Here is a 26,707-nt window from a genome sequence, read left to right as displayed (position 1 = left end):
GGATATTACCGGAGAGGCCTTTTCGAGCGTACGTTTCGACGATCGATGGCCGCTTGATGCTTTGGGGAGAGTGCGGGAGTGCCGCCGTCAGGGGGCAGGGTCGCGCCGAAGCGCCGGTAGCACTCCAGCCGAGCGCGAGCGGCGTGCCAATTGAGATCGCGATCGTCGTCCACTGGTGGTTCCCCGGTAACCTCAAGAACCCTTTTGTAGCCCTTTCCTACCTTGCCGTCATCGCCGTGCACCACCAGAGCGGTGAGCTGCGGGTCACCGCTTTGATGGCTTTCATAAGCCACTTTGTCCAGAGTGGCTCCGATCCAGTTGGGGAGAATAACCCTGGTGCGGATCCCTGTGCTCTCCTGAATCTTCTCGGCGAGCTCCTGGTAGGTAATGGTCGCGTGATAGGTCCCTGCCACGCCAACGAGCAAGGAGTAGGCCTCATGGGCCCAGATCTCCAGGGCCTCCGTTCTCGTTACGGGAGTGTCGTCAGATACGCGCCAATAGCCATGTCGTGACATGCTCGGCCCCCTGAAGTCCACGGTGCATCTAGCCGTCCAACATCACTTTTCCGCATTTCACGCATATATGCCATGAGTTTGCTTGGGCTGTATTGGTACCGGTCACTTGGTGCAGGTCATCGGAATTTTCCGTGCGCGGGTTAAACGTTGCCGCTTCGTGGTGAGTGCTGGACGCCGAGGTCGTTCATCTGGGTCAGCAGGTCCTGGACGTTTCTGGCTTCGATGGGGCCGGGGGTGTTGGGAAGCCAGGTCGGGAAGGCCCAGTATCGGCGGGCCCAGCAGCGCCAGAGGATGACCCAGCCGGGGTGGCGGGCTTCCAGGTCGCGGGCCAGGTCGGTGGCGTTGTCCGTGCTCGCCGCAGGCTCCGGATCGGGGAGGTCGGGTACGGGGTCCGCTCCGCGACGGCGGCCTTTTGGGCGGAGGGATTCGTTTGCTGGTTCGGCCATGAGAACCGGTGCTTTCCGTCGTGGTGGGAGTGGGAAGGCCGGCGTCCCGGACGAGGGGGATCAGATCCGTGGACGCCGGCCTTTTGTTCGGTCCACGCTCGGCCGGGGAAGCCACTGGCGTGGACCGACTCCGGGGTCAGGGTGATCGGGGGACGATCCTGGCTGCCCGGAGGTCAGGGGGGATCAAGTCTGGGTCGGTAGGTCGAACCAGACACCGGTGCCGAGTTGGCCGGTGCCGCATAGCCGGGTCCATTGGGTGCCGCAGTGGCCGTGGGTGAGTTCGGTGACGATGCGCAGGCCCCGGCCGCCGAGTTCGAGGTCATCGATGCGGTCTGGGACGGCCGGTGGGCGGTGCAGGAGGTGGTCGATGAGGGTGGTTCCGGCTCCGGCGTCGACGACCTCGGCTCTGACCGGCAGGCCGTGGTCGTGCAGCAGGCGCAGTTCGTAGGGGCCGGGGGCGTAGCGGGTGGCGTTGGTGACCAGTTCGGAAACCACGATCTCCAGCTCGTCGAGTACGTCGGCGGCCAAGGGCAGTTTGGCCAGCCGGTCGCGGAACACTTCTCGGGCCCGCCGGTGCCGCGTTGCCGGGAGGCAGACACCAGGCGGTCATCCGGAAGCGGTTCTGGGCTCTGCCGTACTCGCCGGGGTCCGGGACGGGAACGTGCTCGATGAGCATCGTCGCTCCTAACGGGTGGAACTGGGGGCAGTCCTGCGATCAGGTCGGCAGATGCTCGGCGGGCTCGCTTGGTTTCGCCCCGGTGGGAAAGCCTGAGGTCAACGCTGCTTCCAGGACCGGCGGCGCACATGGGGCGTCTCCACGAAGGCGTACAGACAAAGCCAGCGGTCGTGTCTTTCTGTGACTGTGCGAACACTGCTCGCTGTCACGCCTCGATGATGCAGTGCAGGCCGCCTCTCGGGCAAGTCATTCCTGGAAGAAAGTCTTTCCTCTAGAGAGGATGGCGTTTCCTCAAGCTGTCCCGAGCACTACGCTCCCCACGAGGAAGGAGGTGACCATGCCCGTCGAACCCACCCCGCGACGTCGGCGTCTGGGTGCGGAACTCAGGCGCGTCCGCGAAGCCCTCGGCTGGACCCAGGAGGAAGCGGCCGGCCACCTCGGATACCAGTCCCTCTCAACGGTCAGCAAGATCGAGAATGGACTGCAGGGGCTCAAGATCCAGCAGCTTCCGCACTTCTTCGAAGTCTTCGGCATCACCGACCCCGCCCTGCGGGAAGAACTCCGCGACCTCGTACGCCGGGCCGGCGAAGCCGACTGGTGGCAGCGCTACGAAGGCGTGGTCGACGACCCCCTCGGCGACTACCTCTCCCAGGTGGAGAGCGCCAGCGGCCTGTTCGTCTTCAACCCCCTCGCCGTTCACGGACTGCTCCAGACACCCGGGTACGCCCGCGCGGTGACCGAAGGCAGCAGAGTCTGGAAGACACCAGGAGACATCGACCATTTTGTGGCGCTACGGCTGGAACATCAGCGCACCATGCTGGAGCGCCGATCCCCACTGAAGATCTGGACGGTGCTCCCCGAAGGGCTGCTGCGCCAGGAAGTCGGCGGAAGGTCCTGCATGCGCGCCCAGGTCGAGCACCTGATCCACCTCGCCCGCACCAACCCCACCGTCACGATCCAGGTCCTGCCGTTCTCCGCCGGAGCGCACGCGGGAATGGACGGCCCCTTCATGCTCATGTCCTTTCCCACGGGTCGGGACCTCGTGTGCATCGAGTCCCTGCGCGCCTCCCTGCACCTGAACGAGCCCGAGACCGTCGAGCTCTACCGAACCGCCAGCGACCTGCTGAAGTCCGACGCCCTGTCGCCGAAGGCATCGCTCCCCCTTCTCACCACGATCGCCAAGGACCTCGCATGAACAAGAGCACCCTCGACCCCGAATGGATCGAAGCCCAACTCCACAACGCCCGCTGGCACACCAGCAGCCTCAGCAGCGGCGGCACCAACTGCGTCCAGGTCGCCTTCCTGGACCGGGGCATCGTGGCCCTGCGCGACTCCAAGAACCCGGAGAAGACTCCGCACCTGTTCACCGACGCCGAGTACGACGCCTTCACCGGTGGCATCGAACGCGGGGAGCTCCGACGCCCCTGAACGCGCGAACTCATTTGAACGAAATGACTGACCGCGATCCTCGTGTCATCGTTGCTGTTTCGGACATCTACGCACGAGCTGGATGTCGCTTCCCGGATGGCGAGGTTCGCTGTTTCGTCAACATCGGTGTTCTGATGAGACGGAGCGACTCAAAGCAGGTCACGTACATGCTGGATGAACGTGAACCACTCGCCTGGCCGAGTGCTGCTGTGCTTGTTGCGCTTCAGAGTCAGTTCCAGAGTCTTCCTGAGGGGGACCGGCGACTGCATGATGGCTTCGTTCCGCTGTGCGAGTCTGAACGTCTCCTGCTCCGTGGGGAGTCGGTTGCTCTTCTGGCCGTTGCATCCCGCGTGGGTGGGAGCCAGGTTCCAGACCGCGTCCAGGTCGGGTGTCGTCCCCTTGCCACCGGTGGGAAGAAGCCTCCTGAACGAGAGGGGGAACACGTGGTCGACGGCGACGCTGTCGATGCCCAGTGTGATGAGGTCCGCGCAGATCAGGCAGAGGCCGCGCTGGAAGCCGATGACCGCGTCCGTGACACCTGCGACCGATCGGCGACGCTGCCTGTCGGTGAGTTGCAGGGTGCTCATGTCCACGACGACCCCCTCACGGATCAGGCTCTGGCCGATCCCGATGGCGAAGGACGTCTCCACGATGCTCCAGCGGGCTGACAGTTCGCCCCGCAGGGTCGGGGCCTGCTCCGACTGGGCGATGTCGCGGAGTTCCTTGCTCAACCGGACGACCCGTTCGTGGGAGCGGCCGGTCACCTCGTAGAAACGGTGCGGCACCTCCGCTCCTTCGCCACGCAGGTTGTGGAACTTCTGCATCACCATCCTGGGCATGGAGTCGACAGCCGCCGCCAGTAGTTCTTCGGTGGGACTCCCGAGTCTGAGGGACTCCGCGGCTTCTCGCTCAGCCACCGAGAGGAAGTCCTTCTCTCCCCGTTCGCCCTTCTGGGATACCTGCGGTGCCTGGCCGAGATGCCGTACCAGCCCCATCGCGTACGGCACCGCCAGGTCCCGGAGCAGGATCTCCGAGCGGCCTTCGGCGGCGGCGTCCAGGAGGGCGGCGCCAAGGGCGAACTTGTAGGTACGGGTGTTCGCCCCTATCAGTACGGCCATCCGCCACGAGGACCGCGCGCTCTGTTCCCAATGAGAGAGATCCAGCCCCATATGACGACCGCCACCCTTGGTGTGTATTTGCCGAAATACAGGCCATTTTCACCGCTTGTGTCGGGGAACGCGCACGGCGGAGGAGCCCGGTAGTCTCTGGGCTTTCCGAAGGAGGCTGTACGTGCGCGAAGGAGTGCTCTGAGGTGGGGAAACTCGTGCGGGACAGGATTCCGGAGATCATTCGGGAGCATGGCGGGGAGCCGGTGGTGATCGTGCTCGGGGAGGCCGACTATCGCGCGGCGCTGCTGGAGAAGCTGTTCGAGGAGTCGGCGGAGCTGCGCGAGGCCGCGGTGACCGAGGTGGCGGAGGAGATCGCCGACGTGCTCGAAGTGCTGCGGGCCATCGCCAAGGCGCACGGGCACGAGTGGGCGGACATCGAGAAGGTCGCCGAGGCCAAACGAGCCGAACGGGGGGCGTTCCTCGGACGCGTCTACCTCGAAGGATGACGGCAATCGGGGCAATCTACGGTCTTTCCTCCCATCCCTAACGCGGCCCTCTGGAGTCCGGCGAATGATCAAAAATGGGTTGATCTTCTCGGTAGGGTGAACGCAGGTGCCGGTTCGAAACCGAGCTGTTCTGCGTGGGGGCTGTAGCGCAGTTGGCCGTCGCGCTTTCTCTGGCAGGGGAAGAGGGCGCTGGTTCGAATCCAGTCCCGGGAGGATGACGTGGACTCCGAGACCGTCTGGACGGTCCTGCGAGCGCTTGGCGAGGCCAGGCGGCTCCCGCTGGACGATCCGGATCGCAGGTGGATCGCGCACGCGGCGCTCGCACTGGTCCGTGACGGGCAGCAGCGCCGCAGGCAGGACCGAGATCGTGCCGCGAAGGAGGCCGACGCCGCGGTGCTGGCGGCGACCGCGATGGGCAGTCCGGACCGGGTGATCGACGCTCCCCTCTCGGAGAGACCGGTGGGCGAGCCGGCCGGAGAGCTGCGCAGGGCGCGGTGTTGCTACGTCTGCAAGGGGAAGTTCACTCGGGTGGGCAGTCTGTATCACCTGCTCTGCCCCTCGTGCGCGGCATTCAACACCGCGCGCCGTACGGCCCGTACCGATCTGTCGGGGCGGCGGGCGCTGGTCACCGGGGGACGGACGAAGATAGGGCATCAGCTCGCGCTGAAGATGCTCCGCGACGGCGCCCACGTCACGGTGACCACCCGCTTTCCGGCCGACGCGGTCAGCAGGTTCGCCGAAAGCGGTGACTGGGGCGGGCGCCTGGAGGTCGTGGGGATCGACCTGTGCGACCCTCGCCAGGTCATCGCGCTCGGCGAACGGTTCCTGGTGGCCGGGGATCCGCTGGACATCCTGGTCAACAATGCCGCACAGACCCTGCGCCGGCCGCCGTCGGCCTACGCCGCGCTGGTCGAGGGGGAGCGGGCCGGGCTTCCGCCGGGGGCGTCGGCGGTGCCGGGGTTCACGCCGGGTCCTACGGTGCGACTCTCCGGTGACGGGAACCGGGGTCCGTCGGGTCTTCCACTGCCGCCTTCCGGTGATGAGGGCTGGGGTCTGCCGGGTCTTTCACTGCCGCCGCCAGGTGCCGGGCTCCGGGATCTGGCGGGTCTTCCGGTGCCGTCAGGTGACGGGGCTTGGGATCTGCCAGGTCCCCCGGTATCCCCTTTCGGGGATGAGACCCGGGGCCTGCTGGTCTCGACTTCCGTGGGCGAGGCCGAGCGACTGTCGGTCTCGCCTTCCGGGGATGTGAATCCGGGGCTGCCGGACGCGTCCGGTCTGCTGCCGGATACGTCGGCGGGTAACTCATGGTCGGTGCGGATCGGTGAGGTGGACCCGGCCGAGCTGCTGGAGGTCCAGCTCATCAACGCGGTCGCGCCGTTCCTGCTGATCGACCGGCTGCTGCCGTTGCTGCTCGCCGCGCCCTTCCCTCGCAGATACATCGTGAACGTGTCGGCGGTGGAGGGACAGTTCGCGGTGCCGAACAAGACCGGCCGTCACCCGCACACCAACATGGCCAAGGCCGGACTTAACATGCTGACCCGTACCAGCGCCGCCGATCTGGCGCGGCAGGGTGTGTACATGTGCAGCGTGGACACCGGCTGGATCACCGACGAGAACCCGGTGCCGGTGCGGGAGTGGCTCGATCGCCGGACGCCGCTGGACGTCATCGACGGTGCCGCGCGGGTCTACGACCCGATCGTGCGCGGCGAGGCGGGCGACCCGGTGCACGGCGTCTTCCTCAAGGACTACGCGGAGGCCCCATGGTAGGCGGACCTCATGACCGGGATCGTACGGAGGCGCCTATGGACGCGGGCGGGCTCGCGATGCTCGTTGACCGGGTGCTGCCCGCCGGAGGTATCGGGCGACTGTTCGTCAGTGGCAATCCTTCTCGGTCCGGCGGGTGCCGAGGAGCCGGCGAGGCTGATCTCGGCGGACGGCTGCGGCGGCCAATGAAGCGGAGAGTCAGGTAGGTTTCAGCCGGGTGGTGTCTCGCGCGCCCACCGGGGCGGTTCGCGTCTGGCGGCTTCGATCGCCGCGCGGGTGGGGCGCCCGACCGAATCGGGGATCCGGTCGAGGGGGACACCGAGCGCCTCAGCCCAGAGGCTGCGCCAGGAGAGTCGCCGGGCGGCCTTCCGCTCGGCGCGGTGACGGCGACGGTCGGCCTCCGCCCGGGCAGCGGACTCGTCCCGCAGCCACGGCGGGGTTTTCCGGAGCAGTCTCGCGACGTGGTCGGCCGCCCAACGGCCACTTGCCGGGCGGAGCCGCCGGATCACGTCGGCCGGTATGCCGAACATCTCGGCCACGGACTCGTCGGACAGCCGGGAGGCCGCTCGGGTGGCCTGGTCGACGGCGGCTCGCTCGGCTCGGCGCCGCTGGGAGACTTCTTCGGCGGCACGCCGCTTCTCCGCCTGGACGGCTCGTTGCAACTCCACCTCCGCCCGTGCCCGCAGTAGCCAAGGAGGAGGTGAGGAGATCGCCTCGCGGAGGAGGGGAGCCAACAGGTGGCCGCCGAACTGGGGCAGCTCGGCTGGGACCATCTCAACGGGCACACCCAGCTCCTGTTCCGCGTCCCGGGGCGAGACCAGGAGACGCACAAGTTCCACTGATCTCGGAGTGAGTTCGGCGAGCATCGCCTCCAGCTCGGCGCGAGAGAGGCGGGCATCCCGCAGGATCTCGGTGAGCGGTGGGACGCGGGGGTCCGCCATGCGGTGAAGGGGTCTGAGCGGCCCCGGCCAGACGCCGGCGGCGGCCATCAGTGCAGCGGTCTACAGGAGGACCCGCACGCCGTCCGCGTCGAGGGTGGGCTTGGTCGCCTCTATCTCCGCGCGGGCCGCGACGGCGCGTGCGAGGTTCAGCTTGCGGGTCTGGACGGCCTTCCTGGCGGCCTCGGAGCGAGAGACCGCCCGCGCGGCGGCGCGTAGCTCGGCGTCCGCGTGGACGTGGTCGGCCAGAGCGTCCACGTCAGCGGCGCGGTAGTAGCGGACGGTGAGGGTCCGGCCGTACTTCCGGATCTCCTCGGTGGCCACGGGTGCCAGACCGGCGACGGCGATGATCCGTTTGAAGCGGTCGGCCGAGACACCGAGCCTGGCCGACGCCTCGGTGATGGTGCAGCGGCGTTCCGCGGCGAGTAATTGCCGGAAGTGCTCGATGTCGGCTTCGGCCGCCCTGACGGAGACGGGATCGAAGGTCCGGTCGGGAAGGCGCCGGAGCAGGCCGGTCGTGACCGCGAGCTCGATCTCCCATACGCTGAGCCCGAGCGACTGCCGGACCGCGTTCCTGCCCAGGCCCCGTGCCATGGCCTCACCTCCCGTGTCGGACGTCAGTGTGCCGGGCCGCTACGACATTTCAGTGAGTCGTCACCTGGAATCGGAGAGTGATCGGGGCATCGTCGTGGTTGTCGTAGACGTCGTCACTTCGTGGATCGCCGCTATCGGCGACGGCGGCTTCGCGCCCGGGGGCGGATCGTCGCCACCGGTTTCACTGACGAACATCACCGGGGCGGCTGCCTGCTCGCCACCGGTAGTGGGCGTCGGGGAGGTTCTCCTCGTTGTCGGTGCCGTCTCCCAGTGTCACCAGGGTGAAGCCGTGTCGTTCGTAGAAGCGGCGGGCGCCGGTGTTCCGCTGGAACACGTGCAGGTCGAGCAGGCCGGGCCGTACCTTTCTGACCTGGGCGAGCAGGGCTGAGCCGATGCCGTGGCCCTGGGCCTCCGGCGCGACGTACAGGTGTTCCAGCCACTGGCCGTCCAGGGCGGCGAACCCGGTGACCTGGCCGTGCAGTTCGGCCACCCAGGTCTCCTGGCGGGCGACCACGACCCCGGCGATCCAGGCCCTGGTCTCCTCGTCGGTGTGCGATTGCGGCAGGTAGGTCATCTGGCCACGCGCGGCCAGGAAGACGTCCGCGATCCGCTCCGCGTCGCCGTGCCATGCCCGGCGTACGAGAGGCAGTGCGTCGTGTGCCGTGAGTTCGGCCATCTTGCGCAGCCGAAGGAGATAGGTGAACGCCTTGGACATCGTCATACAGTGACATGTCCGGATATGAACGGGCCATCGGATATCGCGGCATCCTTTGATGTCAGCGCAGGCCGAGCGTTTGGTGTGGCCGTGGGGCGTGAGAGCGAACGGTGCGCCGGGCGGGCGCGCGAGGTGGTGGCGGTCGAGTGCCCACGGCCGGTGGCGCGTGGTCACTCGCTCGTCAAGGATCGGTCTGCGTCTCCGACTTGGGGGAGAGCCGCGGAAAACCGGTCGCTGTCCGAGGTGGTCTGCTTCTACGCTCAATGACCATGACTGTCGAGTGGGCTCCGCTGAGCAAGGCCGATGTCGAGGCGTGGGCGGAGTTGCTGGTGGCGATCGACGAGGTCGATCAGGTCGGGGGGCGAGAGGACGCGGACGATCTCGCCGAGGAGCTCGTCAACCCGCTGCTCGATCCCGTCGCGGGCACGCTGGGGGCGTGGGAGTCCGGCCGGCTGGTCGGGTACGGGGTGATCATGGCTCGGGCCGCGGCCGAGCCGGTGCATCGGATGAGTTTCTGGGGCGGGGTGCGTCCGGAGTATCGGCGCCGGGGGCTGGGGGGTCACCTGCTGGAGTGGGCGATCGGCAACGCCCCGGTGCTGCACGAGCGGCGGTTCCCCGGACGGCCGCTCGAACTCCACGTCGAGGTGGACAGTCGCAACGAGGGCCTGCGGGCGCTGGTCGCCGGGGCCGGGATGGAGCCGGCCCGATGGTTCTACGGGATGGCCCTCGACCTGGGCGCCGAGCTGCCGGAGGTCTCGCTACCCGATGGGCTCCAGATTGTCACCTACCGGGACGAGCTGGAGGACGCCGTCCTGCAGGTGCGTAACCGCTCGTTCGTCGACCACTGGGGGAGTGTCCAGCACACCGCGGAGTCCTGGCGGAACACCGTCGTCGGGGTGAAGGTGTTCCGGCCCGAGGGGTCCTTCGTCGCGCTGGACGCGTCGGGGCAGAGCGTGGGCGTGCTGCTCACCCACTACTTCGAGGCCGACACCGAGGCGACCGGGGTCCGCGAGGCGTGGATCCAGATCATCGGTACTCTGCGCGAGTGGCGCGGGCGCGGGGTGGCGAGCGCGCTGCTCGCGCACGCGCTGCGCGAGTTCCGCACGCAGGGGTACGACAAGGCCGGGCTGGGGGTCGACGCCGACAACCCGACCGGGGCTTTCGGCATCTACACCCGCGCCGGGTTCGAGATCGCGCACCGGACGGTCGCCTACGGGCTCCCGCTGGTTTCCTAGTGTGAGGAAGCACGGATCCGCACCGGCCCAGGAGGCCGGGGCGGCCGCCCTGACAGTCTCGGGGGTGCGCCTTCCGTTGAGGAAAGGTCACTCACATGGGAGACCGAGTTGGGCGCGCAACTCCGACTGGTCGAAGTAGAGGCGCAGGCTCACGATGAGCCCGTTCTCGATCGTGCAGATGTAGCAGCAGCGTAACGATATGGGGCGACCCGACGCCGTGATCACCTGGCCATCGGGCAACATGTACGGTCCCGTATGGGTGCCCACCATCAACAGCTCGTCAATCGCCACATCGCCGACGTCGAACGACTCCATGATCACTGCGTGAACGTCCGGAAAGGCCTCCCAGAACTGTTCCAGGTATGAGGCGAGTTCTTCGTGCCCTTGGGACAGGCCTTCCGGACTGACGGTCACCCCGATCGGACTGACGGTGCGCAGCAGCGCGTCTATGTCATGGGCGTTGAACGCGGCGGTGTACCTGTCACGTACTTTCCGGGCATCGGTCATGGTGTCGCTCCCCTCGCCGCGAGTGGATGCGTACGACGCGGCGTTTTCTCCTCAGGCCGGCCGCCTCTTAAGGGAGGCCTGCCATGTAGATTGCCGCGACGACTGGGGCGAACACCTGAGTGAAGGGTGCGAACGCGCGGCCGAAGACCTGAGGCTGTCAGGGCGGTCTACCCGGCCCCTGGGCCGGGGAGGCCGGTGCTTCCGAAGGAACGTCGCATTAGAGATCCCGGCAGTACATGATCATGTCGCGGCCCTGCACGGTCGGGTGGTGAGCGTTACTTCAGGCGCTTCTCCACCGGATCGGCCGGTACTTCGGGTCACGCGTCGACCCGGTACGGCCGTGGGCCGGCCGCACCGGGAGGGGAGATCAGCGCTTCCCGCGAGTGGGGAGCATGTCGTCGGCGGGGAGGGGCGGCGGGGTGGGGCTGTTGACGGTGACGCCGTCCGACAACCCGGCCCAGCGTTCGAGCGTCGCGATCGCCGCGGCACGATCGGCAGGGCTCAGCCAGGAGATGTTCGCGCTGTGGCCGATGCGGGGGGCGACATACAGATGGGAGTCGTTCTGGCTGGGTGTGAACCGCTCCGCGCTCCACGGGTCGTTCTCGCCGTAGATGAACATCATCCGGCTTGACTCCTTACGCACCCAGCGGTCCACGTCGAGCATCGGTTTCGGGTCGTGCTTGGGGCGCAGTTCGGGAGGGAGCACCGAGTTGGGCTGGTACAGCTTGGGGTACCTGGTCAGGTGGCGCAGGTGCGCGAACTTCAGCTCGGGCCAGCCGAGCTGGCTCGCCGCCTGGTAGTAGTACGGGATGTAGCGCGCGATGCCCTGATCCGTGTTGAACGAGAAGTCGGCGAGGTCGTCGATCCAGTCGTAGATCTCGTCGTCGGAGGCGGCGGTGGCCGGTACCTCCGAGCAGTCGGTCCCCCGGGAGTAATGCCAGAACACCCAGGCCGTGTCGAGGACCGTCAGCTCGAACGACCGGTCGGGGGTGCCCAGTGACCTTCTGAAGGTGAGCCCGTCGAGCGCGGCGGCCCTCACCAGCTTCGGAACCAGCCGCTTGCGCCGCTTGAGCGCCTCGATCTGCACGTTCTCCAACGCGGTACGGCAGGCCCGGGTGGCCACCTTCGCGAAGAAGTCGTCGTAGGCGCGGTCGGACGGGTTGACCCGGTCGTTCGGCGTGACGTAGGCCACGACGCCGTCCACGTCGTCGGGGTAGAACCGCCGGTGGTAGACCGAGGCCATGCCTCCCTTGCTCGCGCCGGTCTGGATCCACCTCCCCGTGTAGATCGTCTTGAGTGCCTCGACGATCCGGTGCTCGTCGTCGGCCTCCTGCCGGATGTCGAGCTTCTTCCAGTCCATCGGGTCCGGCCGGGAGGTCCGGAAGAAGCGGTGCTCCACCGAGACCTGGTTGGCGTCCAGCAGCCGGGTCGGCTCGGTCTGGGAGGGACGGGGGGTGATCGGCAGACTGTACCCGCCGGTGGAGAGCACGGTCGGTGCGTCGGCGGACCGGTGCAGCAGGGTGAGCCGCTGCTGGTATGTGCCCCTGCCAGGATCACGATGGTCGACCGGCTGGGTGAGCCGCAGGACGAAGAACCGGTAGCCGATCGACCGGGTCTGCGATACCACGGTCAGCCCGGGGATGGCCGTGAGCTTGCCGAGGAGCTCGTCCTCGACCGCCGCGGCGGAGGACACGGGGGCGGGTTCCGCCGCTGCGGGGATGACTCCGGCCATGCAGGCCGATCCGGCGGTGAGGACCGCCAGGATGAGGGCGGAAGGTGCTCGCACTGATATGTCTCCTTCTGACACACAAGGTGTTGAAAGAGGCTATCGATCATGTTTTGTCGGTGGTGTTCCTCGGTTCCAGCGTTACGGAAGTGTTCGTGATGGTCGGCTGTGGACGGCCGTACGCGGCGTGGCTGGAACGCCTGCCAGACCAGGGGGAACCTGGCGACCCCCTGAGACATGAGGGCGGGGACGCCCCTGTGGGCCGTCCCCGCCGGTCACGCGTGTCAGTTGTGGTTGTGCTCGTACATGCCCTTCTCCGGGATGGTGCTGGAGACCACGGCCTCGTAGGACTTGCCGCGGGGGTTGGGGCGGGGGTCGACGAGGCCGGCGCACTGGCCGCTGCCGGTGACCTGGTTGGACACTCCGGCGTTGGACGGCGCGGGCGTGTTGCCGCGGCAGGAGAGCGCGCCGCGGACGCCGGTGCCCGCCATCACGAGCGCGTCGACGGTGGTGTTGTCGTTCAGCACCGCCGCGCCCCTGAGGTCGGAGCCGGCGACGATCAGCCGGCCGGTGGTGCCGGAGATCGAGACCGCACCGTTGACCTGGGCCTTGAGCAGGTGCACCTCGGCGGCGCCGGTCGCGGTGACGGCCCCGTTGATCGTGCCGCCGGTCACCACCAGGGACGCGCCCGAGGAGACGGTCACCCCGCCGTTGATCCGGGCGTCGTTCAGGCAGGTGACGCCGGAGTGGGCGACGAGGGTCCCGTTCCTGGTGCCGGTGACCGTGGTGGTGCAGGCGGGCGGCGGCGCGAGGGTGGTGACCGTGAAGCTCCTGGCCGTGCCGTGGTTGCCGCTGGGGTCGATCGAGCGGTACTCGACGGTGTGCCTGCCGCGCGGCAGCTTGCCGAACGTGAGGCTGTCGATGACGGTGCCGCTCTCGCTGAACGTCCACGGCAGGTCGGCGGAGGTCGGCCAGCCGAAGTAGTTGAACCAGCCGTCGCCGTCCACTCGGGACTCGCTCACCACGTAGCCGTCCTGGTCGTCGTCGCCGGTGAGCTTCATGGTGAAGGGGCCGTTGTAGACGTGGACGTCGCCGGAGGCGACCAGCGGCTCGGAGAGTTCGTAGCCGGTGGTGGGCGGTGTGTTGTCGACGGTCCAGGACCGGGTGTCGCCGCCGGAGACGGCGGTGAGGGTGTGGTTGCCGGGGGTGAGCGTGAGCGCGCCCAGGTCCAGGTCCCCGTCGCTGTCGTCGAGCCGCGTGCCGTCCAGTGTCCAGGTGACGGCGGGGACGCCGTCGTCGGGGTGGGTGGTCTCGACGTAGACCACCTCGTCGTGGCCGACGGCCTGGTTGGTGGGTGTGGAGGAGAGCAGGCCGGCGCCGACCTCGGCGGGGACGGTGGTCACGGTCGTGTCCACGGTCCAGGTGCGGGTCGCGGTGAGGGCGCCGGAGCGGATGGCCGGGTCCCGTACGAAGTCGGTCGGGTCGGTGACGGTCGCCTTCACCGTGTGGGTGCCGGCCGGCAGGTTCAGCGTGCGGAGGTCGAGCGCGGTGCCCTCCCCCGGCAGTTCGGTGCCGTCGACGCTCCAGACGGTGGTCAGCGAGTGGCTGTTGGGGTGCAGCGGTTCCACCCAGAGCACCCGGTCGGCGCCGACCGGCGACGTGGTGGGCGTGCCGTCCTGGATGAGGCCGGTCTTGGCGGAGATCCTCTGGGTCATGATCTCGCGGCTGACCTGGTCGTAGTAGTAGCCCAGCGTCCTCATGATGGAGTGCTCGCTGGGCCGCCAGACGCCTTTGCCGAAGTACAGGCCGCCCTCGTGGCGGCCGATGGTGCCGCCCGCCTCGCTGGGCTCGCCCAGCCAGCGCCACCACTTCTTCCGCTGGTCGGCGATCTGCTGCTCGGTCAGCAGGGTGTGGTGTACGGAGCCGGGCTCGGCTCCGGTGTAGGTACCGCCCTCCACGCCGCGCGTGTAGTAGGTGTACTCGTCCTGCAGGCCGCCCAGCGAGTGGCCTATCTCGTGCGGTGCGATGAGGGCCGACATCGAGTTGTGGCCCGAGGAGGTGGCGTAGGCGCCGCCCGCTCCGCCGTAGGTCCCGCTGTTGCCCAGGGCCAGGATCTGCCGGTTGGCGCTGCTGGTCCCGGTCACCAGGTTGGCGTACGAGTTGGCCGCCGAGTTGCTCATGGTGATCAGGCGTTGGACGCTGGCGGGGTTGCAACCGCCCCAGAAGGCCATGCTCAGCGGGGTGTTCTTCTTCCCCGAGGCCAGGTCGGGGTCACAGCCGATGCCGGACTCGCCGGAGACGATGTCCACCCGGTAGACGTTGAAGTAGTTGCGGTAGGACTTGTACGGCTCGATGGACCACATCACATTGAGCTGCTGGTCGGTGTCGGCGGCGAACGCGGACTGCTCGCTCTCGGTGTAGCCGTCACCCATGATGATCAGATTGAACCGCTTGGACGGGGCTCCGGTGACCTGGAGCGGCACCACGGTGGCGCTGCCGACGGCGGCGTCGGCGGCGTTGGCGGGTGCCATCGGAACGGTGAGCAGGGCGGCGGTCATCGAGACGGCCGCCAAGGCGGTGAGCGGCCTGGTGATACGCATGGCGGGGGGAACCTCCAGGGGGTGACCGGGGCGTCGACGCCCCGGGTACCTATTTCAAAATTTGCGGGCTCATTTGGTGGAGCGCCCGGGGCCTGGCCTGGGCTGGGCTCCACCGGAAGCTCCCGGCAGGGCCGAGGGCCGGCCGCACCGGGAGGGCGATCAGCGCTCCACGCGAGGGGGGAGCATGTCGTCTTCGGGGAGGGGCGGCACCGCGCGGTTGTTGACGGTGATGCTGTCGGACATCCCGGCCCAGCGCCTGAGCGTCGCCGTCGCCGCGTCACGATCGGCGGGGCTCAGCTGGGAGATGTTCGCGCCGTGGTTGGCGCCGGGGGCGACGTACAGGTGGGAGTCCTTCCGGCTGGGCGTGAACCGCTCCGCGCTCCACGGGTCGTTCTCGCCGTAGATGAACATCATCTGGCTCGCGTCCTTGCGCACCCAGCGGTCCACGTCGAGCATCGGCTTCGGGTCGTGCCCGGTGCGCAGGCCGGCGGGGAGCACCGAGTTGGGCTGGTACAGCTTGGGGTATCTGGCCACGCCGCGCAGGTGCGCGAACTTCAGGTCGGGCCAGCCGAGCTGCTTCGCGGCCTGGTAGTAGTACGGGACGTAGTACGACATGCCCTGGTCGGTGTAGAACGAGAAGCCCGCGACGTTGTCGATCCACCGGTAGATCTCGTCGTCGGAGGCGGTGGCGGCCGGCACGTCCGCGCAGTCGGACACCCTGGAGTACTGCCAGAACGCCCAGACCGCGTCGAGGACCGTCATCTCGAACGAGCGGTCCGCGGTGCCCAGGGAGTCGTCGAAGGTGAGCCCGTCGCGGGCGGCGGTCGCCTCCAGCCGGGGAACCAGCCGCTCGCGCCGCCTGAGCGCCTCGGCCTGCACGTTGTTCAGCGCGGTACGGCAGGCCCGGTCGGCCACGTTCGCGAAGAAGTCCTCGTAGGTGTGGTCGGACGGGTTGACCCGGTCGTTCGGCGCGACGTAGGCCACGACGCCGTCCACGTCGTCGGGGTAGAACCGCCGGTGGTAGACCGAGGTCATGCCGCCCTTGCTCGCGCCGGTCTGGATCCACTTCCCCGAGTAGACCGTCTTGAGCGCCTCGACGATCCGGTGCTCGTCACTGGCCTCCTGCCAGAGGTCGAGCGTCTTCCAGTCCGCCGGGTCCGGGCGGGAGTTCCGGAAGAACCGGTGCTCCACCGAGACCTGGTTGGCGGTGAGCAGCCGGGTCGGCTCGGTCTGGGAGGCGCCGGGGTTGACCGGCAGGCCGTACCCGCCGGTGTGCAGCACGACCGGCGCGTCGGCGGACCGGTGCAGCAGGGTGAATCGCTGCTGGTACGTGCCCCTGCCCGGGTGGCGGTGGTCGATCGGCTGGGTGAGGCGCAAAACGAAGAACCGGTAGCCGGTCGGCCGGGTCTCAGAGACCACGGTCAGCCCGGGGATGGTGGTGAGCTTGCCGAGAAGTTCGTCCTCGACCGCCGCGGCGAGAGAGGCGAGGCCGGGTTCCGCCGCGGCGGCGGGGGTGACCCCGGCCACGCCGATCGAGCCGGCGGTGAGGGCCGCCAGCATGAGGGCGGGAAGTGTGCGCACTGATATGTCTCCTTCTGGCACACGAAGTGTCGAAGGAGGCTATCGATCATGTTTTGTCGGTGGTAGTCCTGATTTGTATCATTTCAGTGTTATGGGAGTGTCTGTAGTGATTGGTCGGGGCCGATCATGACTTCGTGTACAGGGCCTGCCAGTAGTAGCTCCACGGGGTCCCCCAGCCGTCCGCGACGAGTCGCCAGTCGTCGCCGGGCTGGTACACCTCGACGAAACGCTCGGACTGCGCCTGGACCGCCTCGCTGTCGTGCACGTCGATGATCTCGCGGAGCAGGCCGGATTCGAGGGCCTGCTGGACCACGGCCTGCCCCTCGTAGTGCCCGTCCAGGTCCGGGTCCAGGTACTTGCCGACCGGGTTCTTCGTGTAGAAGCGGGTGGCGACGCCGTCGATGAGGGAGAGGTAGTTCCTGACCGTGTCCGCGGGCATCTCGGCGAACGAGTCGATGTTGACGCACAGGTCGAAGGGCTCACCGCCGGTGAGATCCTCCACCTCGTCGATCCCCAGGAATCTGATCTTCTCGAACTGCTCGCCGTCCAGCACGGCGCGCAGGTACTCGCGGGAGAGCCTCAGGCAGTTCTCCAGGTCGATGATGTGGTATTCCGCGACATCATGGTTCGACAGGATGGCGTGGCAGGACCGGCCGTACCCGGCACCGATCTCCAGGATCCGCGCGCCGTCCAGTTTCACGGACCGTGCCATGAAATCGAGTTCGAGAACCGCCTGCAGATAGTCCAGGCAGATCGGCTCACCTTTCAGGGTGACCGCGATGGGCTCTCCCAGCTGGCGGTTCCTGATTCGGAGCAGTCGCTCCCAGTTCTCCGGCGACAGCTGGAGGCCAAGATTGTGGATGAGCGTCTTCAGATATCTCCGGCCATTGACCTCGGGATTCCAGAGCGCGAGCTTGTAGTTCACCCGGCTGGATTTGAAACGGCTCAGATCGGGGGTCTCCGCCAGCGCGAGATTGGTCTCGTTAATGTGCGCCCACTGACTGCTCTGGCCATATTTATGACTCATTTGTCTGCTCTTTCCTGGAGCTCGGCGATTCAAGGTCCGCAGGGCGCCGCACCCACGTCCGCACGAGTATCGCGCACCGAACCGGCTCGCGCCTAGATCACTTCTCCGGCTCTCCCGGGGCCGGGAACCCCGGCACGCGGAGGCCATCCGGAGGGGGCGGTGCTCGGGCACGGTGTTGATCGTGGACATGATCATTACAGAGGGTCAACAGCGGTGCCGTCGAAAGCCCAGGTCAGCGCGTGGGCGTTACCCCTGGGACAACTGGATGTACGCGCAGTTCCACAGGTTGTTGTCAATAAATTTATCCAATTGTGACCTACCGACTATAAGATCACGTTTCATGATCACGAATCTCGCCGTACCGGACGGGCCATCGGTTTGGCCGTGGCATAAGGCTCCGGGCGTCGCGGCGCCGGACGGGCGGTTACCCACGGTTACCCGCTGACACGGCGGGTCTCGGTGGGCTAGGAATGATGTCTGAACGAGACGCTCGCCGACCGATTCGGAACGTGAAGGAATTCGGGATTGTCGATGCTTTTGCCGTTGGGTCAACGGACTTGCCGTGGCGCAGGACCCGATACGATCGCCAGTTTTTCACGAACAGCAGGCCGCCCTCTCACCACAGCCCCGTCGAGAACGACCCCCGTCTGAGAACTCCACGAAGTGCGGAGTGGTTCACTCTGCCACCGCGTGGGACCCGGGTCGCCAGACTAAACGAGGATGTAGTAAATGCTGGCATCGCAGCATCGCAGCGTACTTGATGTCCTGAAGGGGTTGCTCGCCGAGAGTGGCGCGGGGAACGGCCGGTTGGTGCTGGTCAGTGGGGGGCCGGCGAGCGGGAAGACCGAGTTGCTGCACGAGTTCTCGCGGGTCGCGGCCACCTCCGGCGCGTTGCTGCTCAGCGCCACCGGGTCCCTGGGGGAGAACACCCTGCAGGCGGGCATGATCGACCAGTTGTTCCACGGCGCGGGGCTGCCGCCGGAGGTCTCGGACCAGGTGTCACGGCTGATCCGGCGGCACACCGTGACACCCGGCGCCACCCGGCACGCCGAGGCCGAGGTCGTCCGCGAGATAGGCGATGTCCTGCTGGAGCTGTCCAGGGAGCGCCCGGTGGTCGTCGGCGTCGACGCCGTCCACCTGGTGGACGGCCTCTCACTCCGGCTGCTGCTCTATCTGTGCCGCAGGATAAGCTCCGCCCGCATTCTGCTGATCATGAACGAGTGGGATCTGCCGCAGTCCACGGTCCCGTCCTTCTCCGCCGAGGTCACCCGAGGGTTCCACCACCGGATCTGGCTGACCCCGCTGTCGGTCGGTGACATCGCCGAGGTGCTGCCCCCGCCGATGGATCCGGCCGCCGCCGTCGCGATCCACCGGCTGAGCGGCGGGAACCCGATGCTGGTCGACGCCCTGATCGAGGACCGGCGCGCCGACCCCGACGACCCGGTCGCCGCCGGGGCGGCGTACGCCCAGGCGGTGATGGCGTGTCTGCACCGGTGGGAGCCGGAACTGCTCCGGGTGGCCCGGGCCCTGGCGGTCCTGGGGGAGCCGAGCTCCGCCGGGCTGACCGGCGGCCTGGCGAAGATCAATCCGAAGGCCGCCGAGCGGGCGGTGGAGGTCCTGACCGAGGCGGGCCTGCTGGCCGACGGCTGGTTCCGGCACCCGGTGGCCGCCGCGGCGGTGCTGGACGGCATCGGCGCCGAGGAGCGTTCGTGCCTGCACGTCCGCGCGGCCGTGCAGCTGTACCGGCGCGGGGTGTCCACCACGAAGGTCGCGGGGCATTTCGTCGCCGCGGACCGGGCGCCGGAGGACTGGGCGACCGGGGTGCTGCGGGACGCGGCCGAGCAGGCGCTGGCCGGCAACGAGGTGGCCGTGGCCGTGCAGTGCCTGGAGCTGGCCCTGCGCTCGGTCCGCGACGAGGGCGAGCGTCTGGTGATCACGAAGGTGCTGGTCCGGGCGCTGTGGCGGGTCAACCCCTCGGCGGCCGCGCCGCATCTGCCGCTGCTGCGGGAGGCCCTGGAGAAGGGATGTCTGTTCGGCCAGGACGCGGCGGCCGTGGTGCGGCACTCGCTGTGGAACGGCGACGTGCAGACGGCGTCGAGGGCGATGGAGGCGCTGACCGCGACCCCTGACCTGCTGAACGTGCAGACCGCCGCCGAGCTGCACCTCACCTACCAGTGGTTCTACGGGACGTCGCGGGGTCCGCACGGAAGGTTCGACACCGCCTCCGCCTGGGGCGACGAGGCCCGCAGGATGACCTCGATCTGGACGCACGGCGACGGCGAGGTGGCGCTGGTGAGCGCCGAGAACATCCTGCAGAGCTGCCGGCTCGGCGAGACCACCCTGGAGGTGGTGGCCATCGCCGTGCTGACCCTGATGTACGGGGGCAGGACGGAGCGGGCCACCCACTGGTGCGACGAGCTGATCGACGAGGCGGTCCGTAGCGGCGCGCTCACCTGGCAGGCCGTGCTCGGTGCGGTCCGGGCCGAGATCGCGTTCCGGCAGGGGGAGGTGGTGGTCGCCGCGGCCAGGGCGGAGGCCGCCCTGGAGCTGATGCAGGCGCAGAGCTGGGGCATCCTGATCGGCTACCCGAGGTCGACGCTGCTGCTGGCCCACACCGCGATGGGGCAGTACGAGGAGGGGGCCGAGCTGCTGCAGCAGCGGGTGCCCGACGAGATGTTCGCGACCCTGATCGGCCTGCGTTACCTGCACGCGCGCGGTCACTACTACCTGGCCACCGATCGGGTGCTCGCCGCGATCAGCGACTTCCAGACCTGCGGCAGGCTCATGCAGGACTGGGAACTCGACCGGCCGATGCTGGTTCCCTGGCGCAGCAATCTGGCCGAGGCGAACCTCCGGCTCAGCCGCTGGGGGGTGGCCCGCGACCTGGTGACGGAGCAGATGGAGCGGCTCAAACCCATCGACCTGCGGACCCGGGGCATCTCCCTGCTGATCCTGGCCGCCGCCAGTGGGCTGGCGCGGCGCACCGAGCTGCTGCGCGAGGCGGCGGAGTGCCTGCGGACGGCGGGCGACCGGCTGTTGCTGTCCCGGGCGCTGGCCGATCTGGGCGCGGCCCTGCAGCAGCTCGGAGAGGCCGACGAGGCCAAGCCGCTGATCTGCCGGGCGATGCGGGAGGCCGAGATCTGCCACTCCGGCGTGATGCCCCTGCGGCTCGGCAGGAGCTGGACCACCGGCCCCGTTCTGCCGGACGCGGGGGAGCCCGCCGAGGAGCCGAACCCGCTGGGGCTCAGCGACTCGGAGTGCAGGGTGGCGGAGCTGGCCGCGCTCGGGCACACCAACCGGGAGATAAGCCGGACGCTGCACATCACGGTGAGCACCGTCGAACAGCATCTGACCCGCGTCTACCGGAAGCTGGGAGTGAAGAGCCGGGCCGATCTGCCCCCGGAACTCGCGCCCCCCGACCGGCGGGTGTCCGCCAGGCCACCCGATACGGGATCGAGGGCCAGGCCGGGCATGCGGGGAATCGCACAGTGAACAGTCTGCCAATCCCAGGAGTCACCTATGCCAGTCACGTCGTCGTGCCGGATCTGCTCGGGCACGGTTCGCGAGTTCCTCGACTTCGGAAGGCAGCCTCTCTCCGACGCGTTCGTGACGCCTGAGGACTTGGCGGAGGAGTTCTTCTTCACCCTCGCCGTGGGGATCTGTGAATCGTGCACGATGGTGCAGCTCATGGAGGAGGTGCCGCGTGACCGCATGTTCCACCAGGGCTATCCGTACCTCTCCTCGGGCTCGGCCGTCATGCGCGAGCACTTCCAGGCGATCGCCAAGCGCTTCCTGGCCACCGAGTGCACCGGCCCCGACCCGTTCATCGTCGAGCTCGGCTCGAACGACGGCACCATGCTCGGAGTGATCGCCGAGTCGGGCGTCCGGCACCTGGGGGTGGAGCCGTCCGGCGGGGTGGCGGACCTGGCCGCGGCCAAGGGCGTCCAGGTGCGCAAGGACTTCTTCGAGGAGGAGACCGCCGCCGACATCCTCGCCGACGAGGGACCGGCCGACGTCATCTACGCCGCCAACACCCTGTGCCACATCCCCTACATGGAGTCGATCCTCCGCGGGGTCGACACGCTGCTGGCGCACAGCGGGATCTTCGTGTTCGAGGACCCGTACTTCGCCGACATCCTGGAGCGCACCTCGTTCGACCAGATCTACGACGAGCACTTCTTCTTCTTCACGGTCCGCTCGGTCCAGGAGATGGCGCGGAGATTCGGATTCGAACTCGTCGACGCGGAAAGGCTCCCCGTGCACGGCGGCGAGGTCCGCTACACCCTGGCGCGCCCGGGGGCGAGACCGGTGAGTCAGGCCGTGACCGACCTGCTGGCCGAGGAGAGCGCGGCCGGGATCACCGAGCCGGCGACGCTCGCGGGCCTCGCCTCCAGGGTCGAGCTCATCCGCGAGCGGTTGCCGGCGCTGCTGGGCGAGCTGCGGGAGCGGGGCGAGCGGGTCGTCGGATACGGCGCCACCGCCAAGAGCGCGACGGTGACGAACTACTGCGGCATCGGCCCCGAGCTGGTCCCCTTCGTCTGCGACACGACCGTGGGCAAGCAGGGCAGGCTCACCCCGGGGGCGCACATCCCGGTACGGAGCCCCGAGGCGTTCCGCGACCCCTACCCGTCGTACGCGCTGCTCTTCGCCTGGAACCACGCGCAGGAGATCATGGAGAAGGAGAAGGAGTTCCGCGAGGCGGGCGGCAAGTGGATCCTCTACACCCCCGAGGTGCACGTTGTCTGACCGACCGTTGCTCGTGGTCCTGGGCGCCTCCGGTTTCGTGGGCTCCGCCCTCGTGGCGGAGCTGGTCCGGCGCGACGTCCGGCTGAGGCTGGTGGCACGGAGGCCCGCCGTGGTCGGCTCGGGCCACCCTGCCGAGATCGAGATCCGCACCGCGGACCTCACCGTCGAGGGCCAGGTCGCCGAGGCGATCGCCGGCGCGGACGCGGTGATCAACCTGTTGCTCTACACCGGCGGCGACGGGACCTGGCGGGCGGCGGAGGACGAGTCGCCGGGGGAGCGGGTGAACGTCGGCGTGGTACGCGACATCGTCTCGGCCATGCGGGCGGAACGCCGGGACGGCCCACCCCCCGTGGTCCTCTTCCCCGGCTCGACCTCCCAGGTCGGCCCGAGGACGGAGGCCAGGGTCGACGGCACCGAACCGGACGCCCCGGTGACCGCCTACGACCGGCAGAAGCTGGCCGCCGAGCGGGAGCTGAAGGCCGCCACGGAGGAGGGCCTGCTGCGCGGGGTCACGCTCCGGCTCGGCACGGTGTTCGGCGGCCGGGTCTCCCCGACCGCCACCGACCGGGGGGTGGTGACCACCATGGCGCGCCGCGCGCTGGCGGGTGAGCCGCTGACCGTGTGGAACGACGGGAAGGCCGAGCGCGACCTGCTCTACGTCGAGGACGTGGCCGGCGCCTTCCTGGCCGCGCTCGACCACGCCGACTCCCTCGCGGGCCGGCACTGGCTGGTGGGTACGGGCGGCGGTCGCAGCGTCCACGACATCTTCACGACCATCGCGGAGACCGTGGCCGCACGCACGGGCGCCCCGGCGGTCCCGGTCGTCTCGGTGCCGGCGCCGCCGGACGCCACCGGAATGGACTTCCACAGCGTCGTCGCCGATCCGGTCGCCTTCCACGCGGTCACCGGATGGCAGGCCCGGGTGCCGTTCCGCGAGGCGCTGGAGCGCACCGTCTCCTCGCTGATCCGCGGTGACGAGGTGCCGCTCTGACCCGACCCCTATCTTGCTCGCGGGCGACCCCTACCTTGTTGACCCCGCCCCGGCGGCCCGAGCATGCTGGACCGCGCTCCGTGAGCGTCCGTCATCCTTGACCGATTGGCGACTGTTGTGACCGAACACCCCCCGGCGGCGCAGCCGTAATGAGATCCCGCGCGCTCGCCGTCACCGGCGCTTTCGAATTCACTCCCGAGGTGTTCCCCGACGAGCGGGGCCTCTTCGTCTCCCCGTTCCAGGAGGCGGCGTTCGTCGAGGCGGTCGGGCACCCGCTCTTCCCGGTCGCGCAGACCAGCCAGAGCGCCTCGGCACGCGGTGTGCTCCGCGGGATCCACTTCACCCTCGCCCCGCCGGGGACCGCCAAGTACGTGCACTGCGCGCGGGGAAGCGCGCTGGACATCGTCGTCGACCTCCGGGTCGGCTCCCCGACGTTCGGGGTGTGGGACCAGGTGGTGCTGACCGGTGAGAGCTTCCGCTCGGTGTACTTCCCGCCGGGGCTCGGCCACGCCTTCGTCGCGCTCCAGGACGACACCGTGATGTGCTACCTGCTCTCGCAGCGGTACCGGAAGGAGAACGAGCTCGCGCTCTCGGCGCTCGACCCGGAGATCGGGCTGCGGCTGCCCGGGGACCTGGCGCTGACCAGGTCGGAGCGGGACCTGGAGGCGCCCACGCTGGCGGAGGCGCGGGCGCTCGGCAGGCTGCCCGACTACAAGGAGTGCCTGCGGATCGAGGACACCTTCCGGCGGGTGTGACGGCGGCGTGCGCGGGCCGGCCCCCGGGCCGCGGCCCTGGGAAGATGAGATCTCGTATCAAGGGAGCCAGCATGGCCGTATCCCCCCGGCGGCAGACTCGTTCACCGTTGCAGGTGCGGCTCGCGGAATCCGTGCTCTCCCCCGGCGGGTGGTTCGCGACACTCGACGAGTTCCACCGATGGCTGTCCGAGACGGCGAGCCGTGCGTACATGAACGTGCGGAAGGTGCCGTTGAACGGGCTGTCCGGCTGGGAGGTGGAGCGGCACACCGGGAACATCCGGCATCGGACCGGAAAGTTCTTCAGCGTCGAGTGCCTGGACGTCCACGTCCCCGGCCGGACGGTCTCCCACTGGTCCCAGCCGATCATCAACCAGCCGGAGATCGGCATCCTGGGCATCCTGGTCAAGGAGATCGACGGGATCCCGCACTGCCTCATGCAGGCCAAGCACGAACCGGGCAACCACAACGGCCTGCAGCTCTCTCCAACCGTGCAGGCCACCCGGAGCAACTACACCCGGGTGCACCGGGGCAGGCCGGTCCCCTATCTCGACTACTTCCTCGACACCTCCGGCCGCGAGGTGATCGCGGACATCCGCCAGTCCGAGCAGGGCGCCTGGTTCTACCGGAAACGCAACCGGAACATGATCGTTGAGATCACCGGGGAGATCGAGGTCGCCGAGGGCTTCTGCTGGCTGACCCTCGGCCAGCTGCACACCCTGATGTCGGTGCCGGACCTGGTGAACATGGACGCGCGGACCGTGCTGGCCTGCATGCCGTTCTCGGGGGCCGGGCTGACGTCGGCCCTGATGTCGGCCCTGACCTCGGCGCCGTCCGCGGAGCCTGGCGACGGGTTCCGCGCCGCGCTCGTCCGCTCCTGTGATCCGGGCGAGGCCGGCCCGCACACCATGGGGGAGGTGCTGAGCTGGATCACCGACATGCGCACCAGGACCGACCCGCGGGTCAGCCTGATCCCCCTCAACGAGGTGCGGGGATGGCGGCGTACGGACGAGCTGATCTCCCACGAGACCGGCCGCTACTTCGACGTCGTCGGGGTGAGCGTGGAGGCGGGCGGGCGCGAGGTCGGCCACTGGGACCAGCCCATGATCGAACCTTCCGGGACCGGGGTCATCGCGTTCCTGGTCGGGGAGATCGACGGAGTGCTGCACGCCCTGGTGCACGCGCGGGTCGAGCCGGGCTACGCCGACGTGGTGGAGCTGGGGCCGACCGTGCAGTGCACCCCGGAGAACTACGAGCACCTGCCCGCCGGGGCCCGCCCGCCCTTCCTGGACGAGGTGCTGGGGGCCGGCCCCGGGCGCGTCAGGTTCGAGACGATCCTGTCGGAGGAGGGCGGGCGCTTCCACCGCGCCCGCAACCGCTATCTCATCGTGCACACCGACGCGGCCGCCGGGATCGACCATCCCGAGTACCGCTGGCTGAGCGTGTCCCAGCTCGGAGAGCTGCTGCGGCACAGTTTCTATCTCAACATCCAGGCGCGCAGCCTGCTGTTCTGCCTGACCACCCTGACTACAACGCCGCCAGCACCTCTCGCAGCGCGCTGATCACCCTGTCCTGGACGTCGGCGGGCAGGGACGGGTACATCGGCAGCGAGAAGATCTCACCGGCCAGTTCCTCGGTGACCGGCAGGCTGCCCCTGCGGTAGCCGAGGTGGGCGAACCCGGTCATGGTGTGGACCGGCCACGGGTAGCTGATGTTCAGCTGGATGTCGTACGCCTTCAGCGCCTCGATGATGTCGTCGCGGCGGGGGTGGCGCACCACGTAGACGTAGTAGACGTGGTCGTTGCCCTCGGCGAGCGCGGGAAGGACGAGTTCGGTGTCGCCGAGGCCGTCGGCGTAACGGGCCGCCACCGCGCGCCGGTCGGCGATGTACCGGTCGAGCCGGCGCAGCTTGCGGCGCAGGATCTCGGCCTGCAGCTCGTCCAGCCTGCTGTTGTGGCCGGGGGTCTCGACGACGTAGTAGGTCTTCTCCATGCCGTAGTAGCGCAGCCTGCGCAGGTTCCGCTCGACCTCGTCGTCGGAGGTGAGCGTCGCGCCGCCGTCCCCGTAGGCGCCGAGCACCTTGGTCGGGTAGAAGGAGAACCCCGCCGCCTTGCCCATCGACCCCGCGACGCGCCCGTGGTGGCGGGCGCCGTGCGCCTGCGCGCAGTCCTCGAAGATCATCAGGTCGTGCCTGGCCGCGAGCCGCTCCAGCGGCTCCATCTCGACGCACTGGCCGTACAGGTGGACCGGCAGGAGGCATCGGGTCCGCTCGGTGACGGCGGCCTCCACCTGGGCGGTGTCCATCAGCTGGTTCTCCCGGTGCACGTCCACGAAGACCGGGGTCGCGCCGATCGCGTCGATCGCGACCACCGTCGGCGCCGCGGTGTTGGAGACCGTGATCACCTCGTCGCCGGGGCCGATTCCCATGGCCTGCAGCCCCAGCTTGATCGCGTTGGTGCCGTTGTCGACGCCGACGCAGTGCCGCACCCCGTGGTAGCCGGCGAACTCCGTCTCGAAGGAGCGGACGCTCTCGCCGAGGACCAGCTGCCCTGACCGGAACACCGTCTCGACGGCGTCCATGATGTCCTTCTGCTCGCTGTCGTATTCCCGCAGATAGTCCCAGACGCGCGTGGTCATCGCAGTCCCTTTCTCGAAAGCTCGGCTCAGCATAATGACCGGCGGGAATCGGGGGAGCCCCTGTATCCAGGCGGAAACCGCCACTCTGGGGGGTGCCGCACGGGGGGTTAGGGGTTACCCCAGGGCGAAAACGGGACTCGCAGGCGAAGCAGGGGATCAGCATCACGGATCCTTTGAAACGGATGGCGCAGTTACCAAGAAGTACCGCCTCCCG

Annotated in this window: 22 protein-coding genes and 1 pseudogene; 10 read left to right on the top strand and 13 right to left on the bottom strand. The window is 68.6% G+C overall.

Annotated elements, in window-relative coordinates; genetic code table 11:
* Positions 1–5: 5 nt before the first annotated feature.
* The 3 genes and pseudogenes from AB0K21_RS09380 to AB0K21_RS09370 form a co-directional block, all read right to left on the bottom strand.
* Entirely contained in the window at positions 6–413 is a 408-nt protein-coding gene (locus AB0K21_RS09380; RefSeq protein WP_343964485.1) for a hypothetical protein, read from the bottom strand.
* Between the two features lie 242 nt (positions 414–655).
* Complete coding sequence (locus AB0K21_RS09375; RefSeq protein ID WP_343964487.1) at positions 656–961, bottom strand: hypothetical protein; 306 nt, start codon at positions 959–961, stop codon at positions 656–658.
* A gap of 183 nt (positions 962–1,144) precedes the next feature.
* A pseudogene (locus AB0K21_RS09370) lies at positions 1,145–1,528 on the bottom strand (ATP-binding protein); the annotation flags it as partial.
* A 446-nt stretch (positions 1,529–1,974) separates the two neighbouring features.
* Here AB0K21_RS09370 and AB0K21_RS09365 point away from each other — a divergent pair.
* Both AB0K21_RS09365 and AB0K21_RS09360 read left to right on the top strand, forming a co-directional pair.
* Positions 1,975–2,832, top strand: coding sequence for a helix-turn-helix transcriptional regulator (locus AB0K21_RS09365; RefSeq protein ID WP_364148998.1), 858 nt, complete (start codon positions 1,975–1,977; stop codon positions 2,830–2,832).
* Positions 2,829–3,065: a DUF397 domain-containing protein gene (locus AB0K21_RS09360; RefSeq protein ID WP_343964493.1), complete on the top strand. Its 237-nt coding sequence runs from the start codon at positions 2,829–2,831 to the stop codon at positions 3,063–3,065. Before AB0K21_RS09365 ends, AB0K21_RS09360 begins: the two co-directional genes overlap by 4 nt.
* 149 nt (positions 3,066–3,214) lie before the next feature.
* Here AB0K21_RS09360 and AB0K21_RS09355 read toward each other — a convergent pair whose 3' ends face one another.
* Positions 3,215–4,183: a hypothetical protein gene (locus tag AB0K21_RS09355; RefSeq protein WP_343964495.1), complete on the bottom strand. Its 969-nt coding sequence runs from the start codon at positions 4,181–4,183 to the stop codon at positions 3,215–3,217.
* A gap of 194 nt (positions 4,184–4,377) precedes the next feature.
* Between AB0K21_RS09355 and AB0K21_RS09350 the strand changes: the two genes are divergently transcribed.
* Positions 4,378–4,680 (top strand): nucleoside triphosphate pyrophosphohydrolase, encoded by a 303-nt coding sequence (locus tag AB0K21_RS09350; protein WP_343964497.1) that lies wholly within the window; start codon positions 4,378–4,380, stop codon positions 4,678–4,680.
* A gap of 219 nt (positions 4,681–4,899) precedes the next feature.
* Positions 4,900–6,447: an SDR family NAD(P)-dependent oxidoreductase gene (locus tag AB0K21_RS09345; RefSeq protein WP_343964499.1), complete on the top strand. Its 1,548-nt coding sequence runs from the start codon at positions 4,900–4,902 to the stop codon at positions 6,445–6,447.
* 206 nt (positions 6,448–6,653) lie between these two features.
* On the opposite strand, the gene AB0K21_RS09340 is transcribed toward AB0K21_RS09345, so the two are convergent.
* The 3 genes from AB0K21_RS09340 to AB0K21_RS09330 form a co-directional block, all read right to left on the bottom strand.
* A complete protein-coding gene (locus tag AB0K21_RS09340; RefSeq protein WP_364148995.1) occupies positions 6,654–7,385 on the bottom strand; it encodes a hypothetical protein in 732 nt (243 codons plus the stop codon).
* 60 nt (positions 7,386–7,445) lie between these two features.
* The gene (locus AB0K21_RS09335; RefSeq protein WP_364148993.1) at positions 7,446–7,976 is read right to left on the bottom strand and encodes a hypothetical protein; all 531 of its coding nucleotides are present in this window, start codon (positions 7,974–7,976) and stop codon (positions 7,446–7,448) included.
* A 181-nt stretch (positions 7,977–8,157) separates the two neighbouring features.
* A complete protein-coding gene (locus AB0K21_RS09330) occupies positions 8,158–8,691 on the bottom strand; it encodes a GNAT family N-acetyltransferase (protein WP_364148991.1) in 534 nt (177 codons plus the stop codon).
* A 269-nt stretch (positions 8,692–8,960) separates the two neighbouring features.
* On the opposite strand from AB0K21_RS09330, the gene AB0K21_RS09325 reads away from it, so the two are divergent.
* Entirely contained in the window at positions 8,961–9,926 is a 966-nt protein-coding gene (locus AB0K21_RS09325) for a GNAT family N-acetyltransferase (RefSeq protein ID WP_364148989.1), read from the top strand.
* Positions 9,927–10,013: 87 nt separating this feature from the next.
* On the opposite strand, the gene AB0K21_RS09320 is transcribed toward AB0K21_RS09325, so the two are convergent.
* From AB0K21_RS09320 to AB0K21_RS09300, 5 genes are all read right to left on the bottom strand, one after another.
* Positions 10,014–10,433 carry an ester cyclase gene (locus tag AB0K21_RS09320; RefSeq protein WP_343964507.1) on the bottom strand — a complete coding sequence of 140 codons (420 nt, stop codon included), beginning with the start codon at positions 10,431–10,433 and terminating at the stop codon, positions 10,014–10,016.
* Positions 10,434–10,800: 367 nt separating this feature from the next.
* Positions 10,801–12,219, bottom strand: coding sequence for a S28 family serine protease (locus tag AB0K21_RS09315; protein ID WP_364148987.1), 1,419 nt, complete (start codon positions 12,217–12,219; stop codon positions 10,801–10,803).
* 224 nt (positions 12,220–12,443) lie between these two features.
* On the bottom strand, positions 12,444–14,759 hold the full coding sequence (locus tag AB0K21_RS09310) for a M64 family metallopeptidase (protein ID WP_364148985.1): 2,316 nt from the start codon (positions 14,757–14,759) through the stop codon (positions 12,444–12,446).
* 159 nt (positions 14,760–14,918) lie between these two features.
* Entirely contained in the window at positions 14,919–16,340 is a 1,422-nt protein-coding gene (locus AB0K21_RS09305) for a S28 family serine protease (protein WP_364148983.1), read from the bottom strand.
* Positions 16,341–16,464: 124 nt separating this feature from the next.
* Entirely contained in the window at positions 16,465–17,367 is a 903-nt protein-coding gene (locus AB0K21_RS09300) for a putative sugar O-methyltransferase (protein ID WP_343964516.1), read from the bottom strand.
* A gap of 729 nt (positions 17,368–18,096) precedes the next feature.
* Between AB0K21_RS09300 and AB0K21_RS09295 the strand changes: the two genes are divergently transcribed.
* From AB0K21_RS09295 to AB0K21_RS09275, 5 genes are all read left to right on the top strand, one after another.
* On the top strand, positions 18,097–20,859 hold the full coding sequence (locus AB0K21_RS09295) for a LuxR C-terminal-related transcriptional regulator (protein ID WP_343964518.1): 2,763 nt from the start codon (positions 18,097–18,099) through the stop codon (positions 20,857–20,859).
* Positions 20,860–20,886: 27 nt separating this feature from the next.
* Positions 20,887–22,113, top strand: coding sequence for a class I SAM-dependent methyltransferase (locus AB0K21_RS09290; RefSeq protein WP_343964521.1), 1,227 nt, complete (start codon positions 20,887–20,889; stop codon positions 22,111–22,113).
* Positions 22,106–23,104 (top strand): NAD-dependent epimerase/dehydratase family protein, encoded by a 999-nt coding sequence (locus tag AB0K21_RS09285; protein WP_364148980.1) that lies wholly within the window; start codon positions 22,106–22,108, stop codon positions 23,102–23,104. Before AB0K21_RS09290 ends, AB0K21_RS09285 begins: the two co-directional genes overlap by 8 nt.
* A 149-nt stretch (positions 23,105–23,253) precedes the next feature.
* A complete protein-coding gene (rfbC, locus tag AB0K21_RS09280; protein ID WP_343964525.1) occupies positions 23,254–23,859 on the top strand; it encodes a dTDP-4-dehydrorhamnose 3,5-epimerase in 606 nt (201 codons plus the stop codon).
* 71 nt (positions 23,860–23,930) lie between these two features.
* Positions 23,931–25,418: an NDP-hexose 2,3-dehydratase family protein gene (locus AB0K21_RS09275; RefSeq protein ID WP_343964527.1), complete on the top strand. Its 1,488-nt coding sequence runs from the start codon at positions 23,931–23,933 to the stop codon at positions 25,416–25,418.
* Here the strand turns inward: AB0K21_RS09275 and AB0K21_RS09270 are convergent.
* A complete protein-coding gene (locus AB0K21_RS09270) occupies positions 25,384–26,493 on the bottom strand; it encodes a DegT/DnrJ/EryC1/StrS family aminotransferase (protein WP_343964529.1) in 1,110 nt (369 codons plus the stop codon). The genes AB0K21_RS09275 and AB0K21_RS09270 overlap by 35 nt on opposite strands.
* Positions 26,494–26,707 lie beyond the last annotated feature (214 nt).

The organism is Streptosporangium sp. NPDC049248, assembly GCF_040678965.1.
Taxonomy (GTDB): domain Bacteria; phylum Actinomycetota; class Actinomycetes; order Streptosporangiales; family Streptosporangiaceae; genus Streptosporangium; species Streptosporangium fukuiense.
Note: the sequence above shows the minus strand (reverse complement) of the source record. Positions and strands in the feature narration are given on the sequence as shown.

Excerpts from the sequence above, each read along its gene's own strand:
- AB0K21_RS09275 (WP_343964527.1), top strand. The coding sequence starts at position 23,931 with ATGGCCGTATCCCCCCGGCGGCAGACTCGTTCACCGTTGCAGGTGCGG.
- AB0K21_RS09375 (WP_343964487.1), bottom strand. The coding sequence starts at position 961 with ATGGCCGAACCAGCAAACGAATCCCTCCGCCCAAAAGGCCGCCGTCGC.
- AB0K21_RS09335 (WP_364148993.1), bottom strand. The coding sequence starts at position 7,976 with ATGGCACGGGGCCTGGGCAGGAACGCGGTCCGGCAGTCGCTCGGGCTC.
- AB0K21_RS09365 (WP_364148998.1), top strand. The coding sequence starts at position 1,975 with ATGCCCGTCGAACCCACCCCGCGACGTCGGCGTCTGGGTGCGGAACTC.
- AB0K21_RS09340 (WP_364148995.1), bottom strand. The coding sequence starts at position 7,385 with ATGGCGGACCCCCGCGTCCCACCGCTCACCGAGATCCTGCGGGATGCC.
- AB0K21_RS09300 (WP_343964516.1), bottom strand. The coding sequence starts at position 17,367 with ATGAGTCATAAATATGGCCAGAGCAGTCAGTGGGCGCACATTAACGAG.
- AB0K21_RS09330 (WP_364148991.1), bottom strand. The coding sequence starts at position 8,691 with ATGTCCAAGGCGTTCACCTATCTCCTTCGGCTGCGCAAGATGGCCGAA.
- AB0K21_RS09355 (WP_343964495.1), bottom strand. The coding sequence starts at position 4,183 with ATGGCCGTACTGATAGGGGCGAACACCCGTACCTACAAGTTCGCCCTT.
- AB0K21_RS09325 (WP_364148989.1), top strand. The coding sequence starts at position 8,961 with ATGACTGTCGAGTGGGCTCCGCTGAGCAAGGCCGATGTCGAGGCGTGG.
- AB0K21_RS09320 (WP_343964507.1), bottom strand. The coding sequence starts at position 10,433 with ATGACCGATGCCCGGAAAGTACGTGACAGGTACACCGCCGCGTTCAAC.
- AB0K21_RS09360 (WP_343964493.1), top strand. The coding sequence starts at position 2,829 with ATGAACAAGAGCACCCTCGACCCCGAATGGATCGAAGCCCAACTCCAC.
- AB0K21_RS09310 (WP_364148985.1), bottom strand. The coding sequence starts at position 14,759 with ATGCGTATCACCAGGCCGCTCACCGCCTTGGCGGCCGTCTCGATGACC.
- rfbC (WP_343964525.1), top strand. The coding sequence starts at position 23,254 with ATGAGATCCCGCGCGCTCGCCGTCACCGGCGCTTTCGAATTCACTCCC.
- AB0K21_RS09270 (WP_343964529.1), bottom strand. The coding sequence starts at position 26,493 with ATGACCACGCGCGTCTGGGACTATCTGCGGGAATACGACAGCGAGCAG.
- AB0K21_RS09295 (WP_343964518.1), top strand. The coding sequence starts at position 18,097 with ATGCTGGCATCGCAGCATCGCAGCGTACTTGATGTCCTGAAGGGGTTG.
- AB0K21_RS09290 (WP_343964521.1), top strand. The coding sequence starts at position 20,887 with ATGCCAGTCACGTCGTCGTGCCGGATCTGCTCGGGCACGGTTCGCGAG.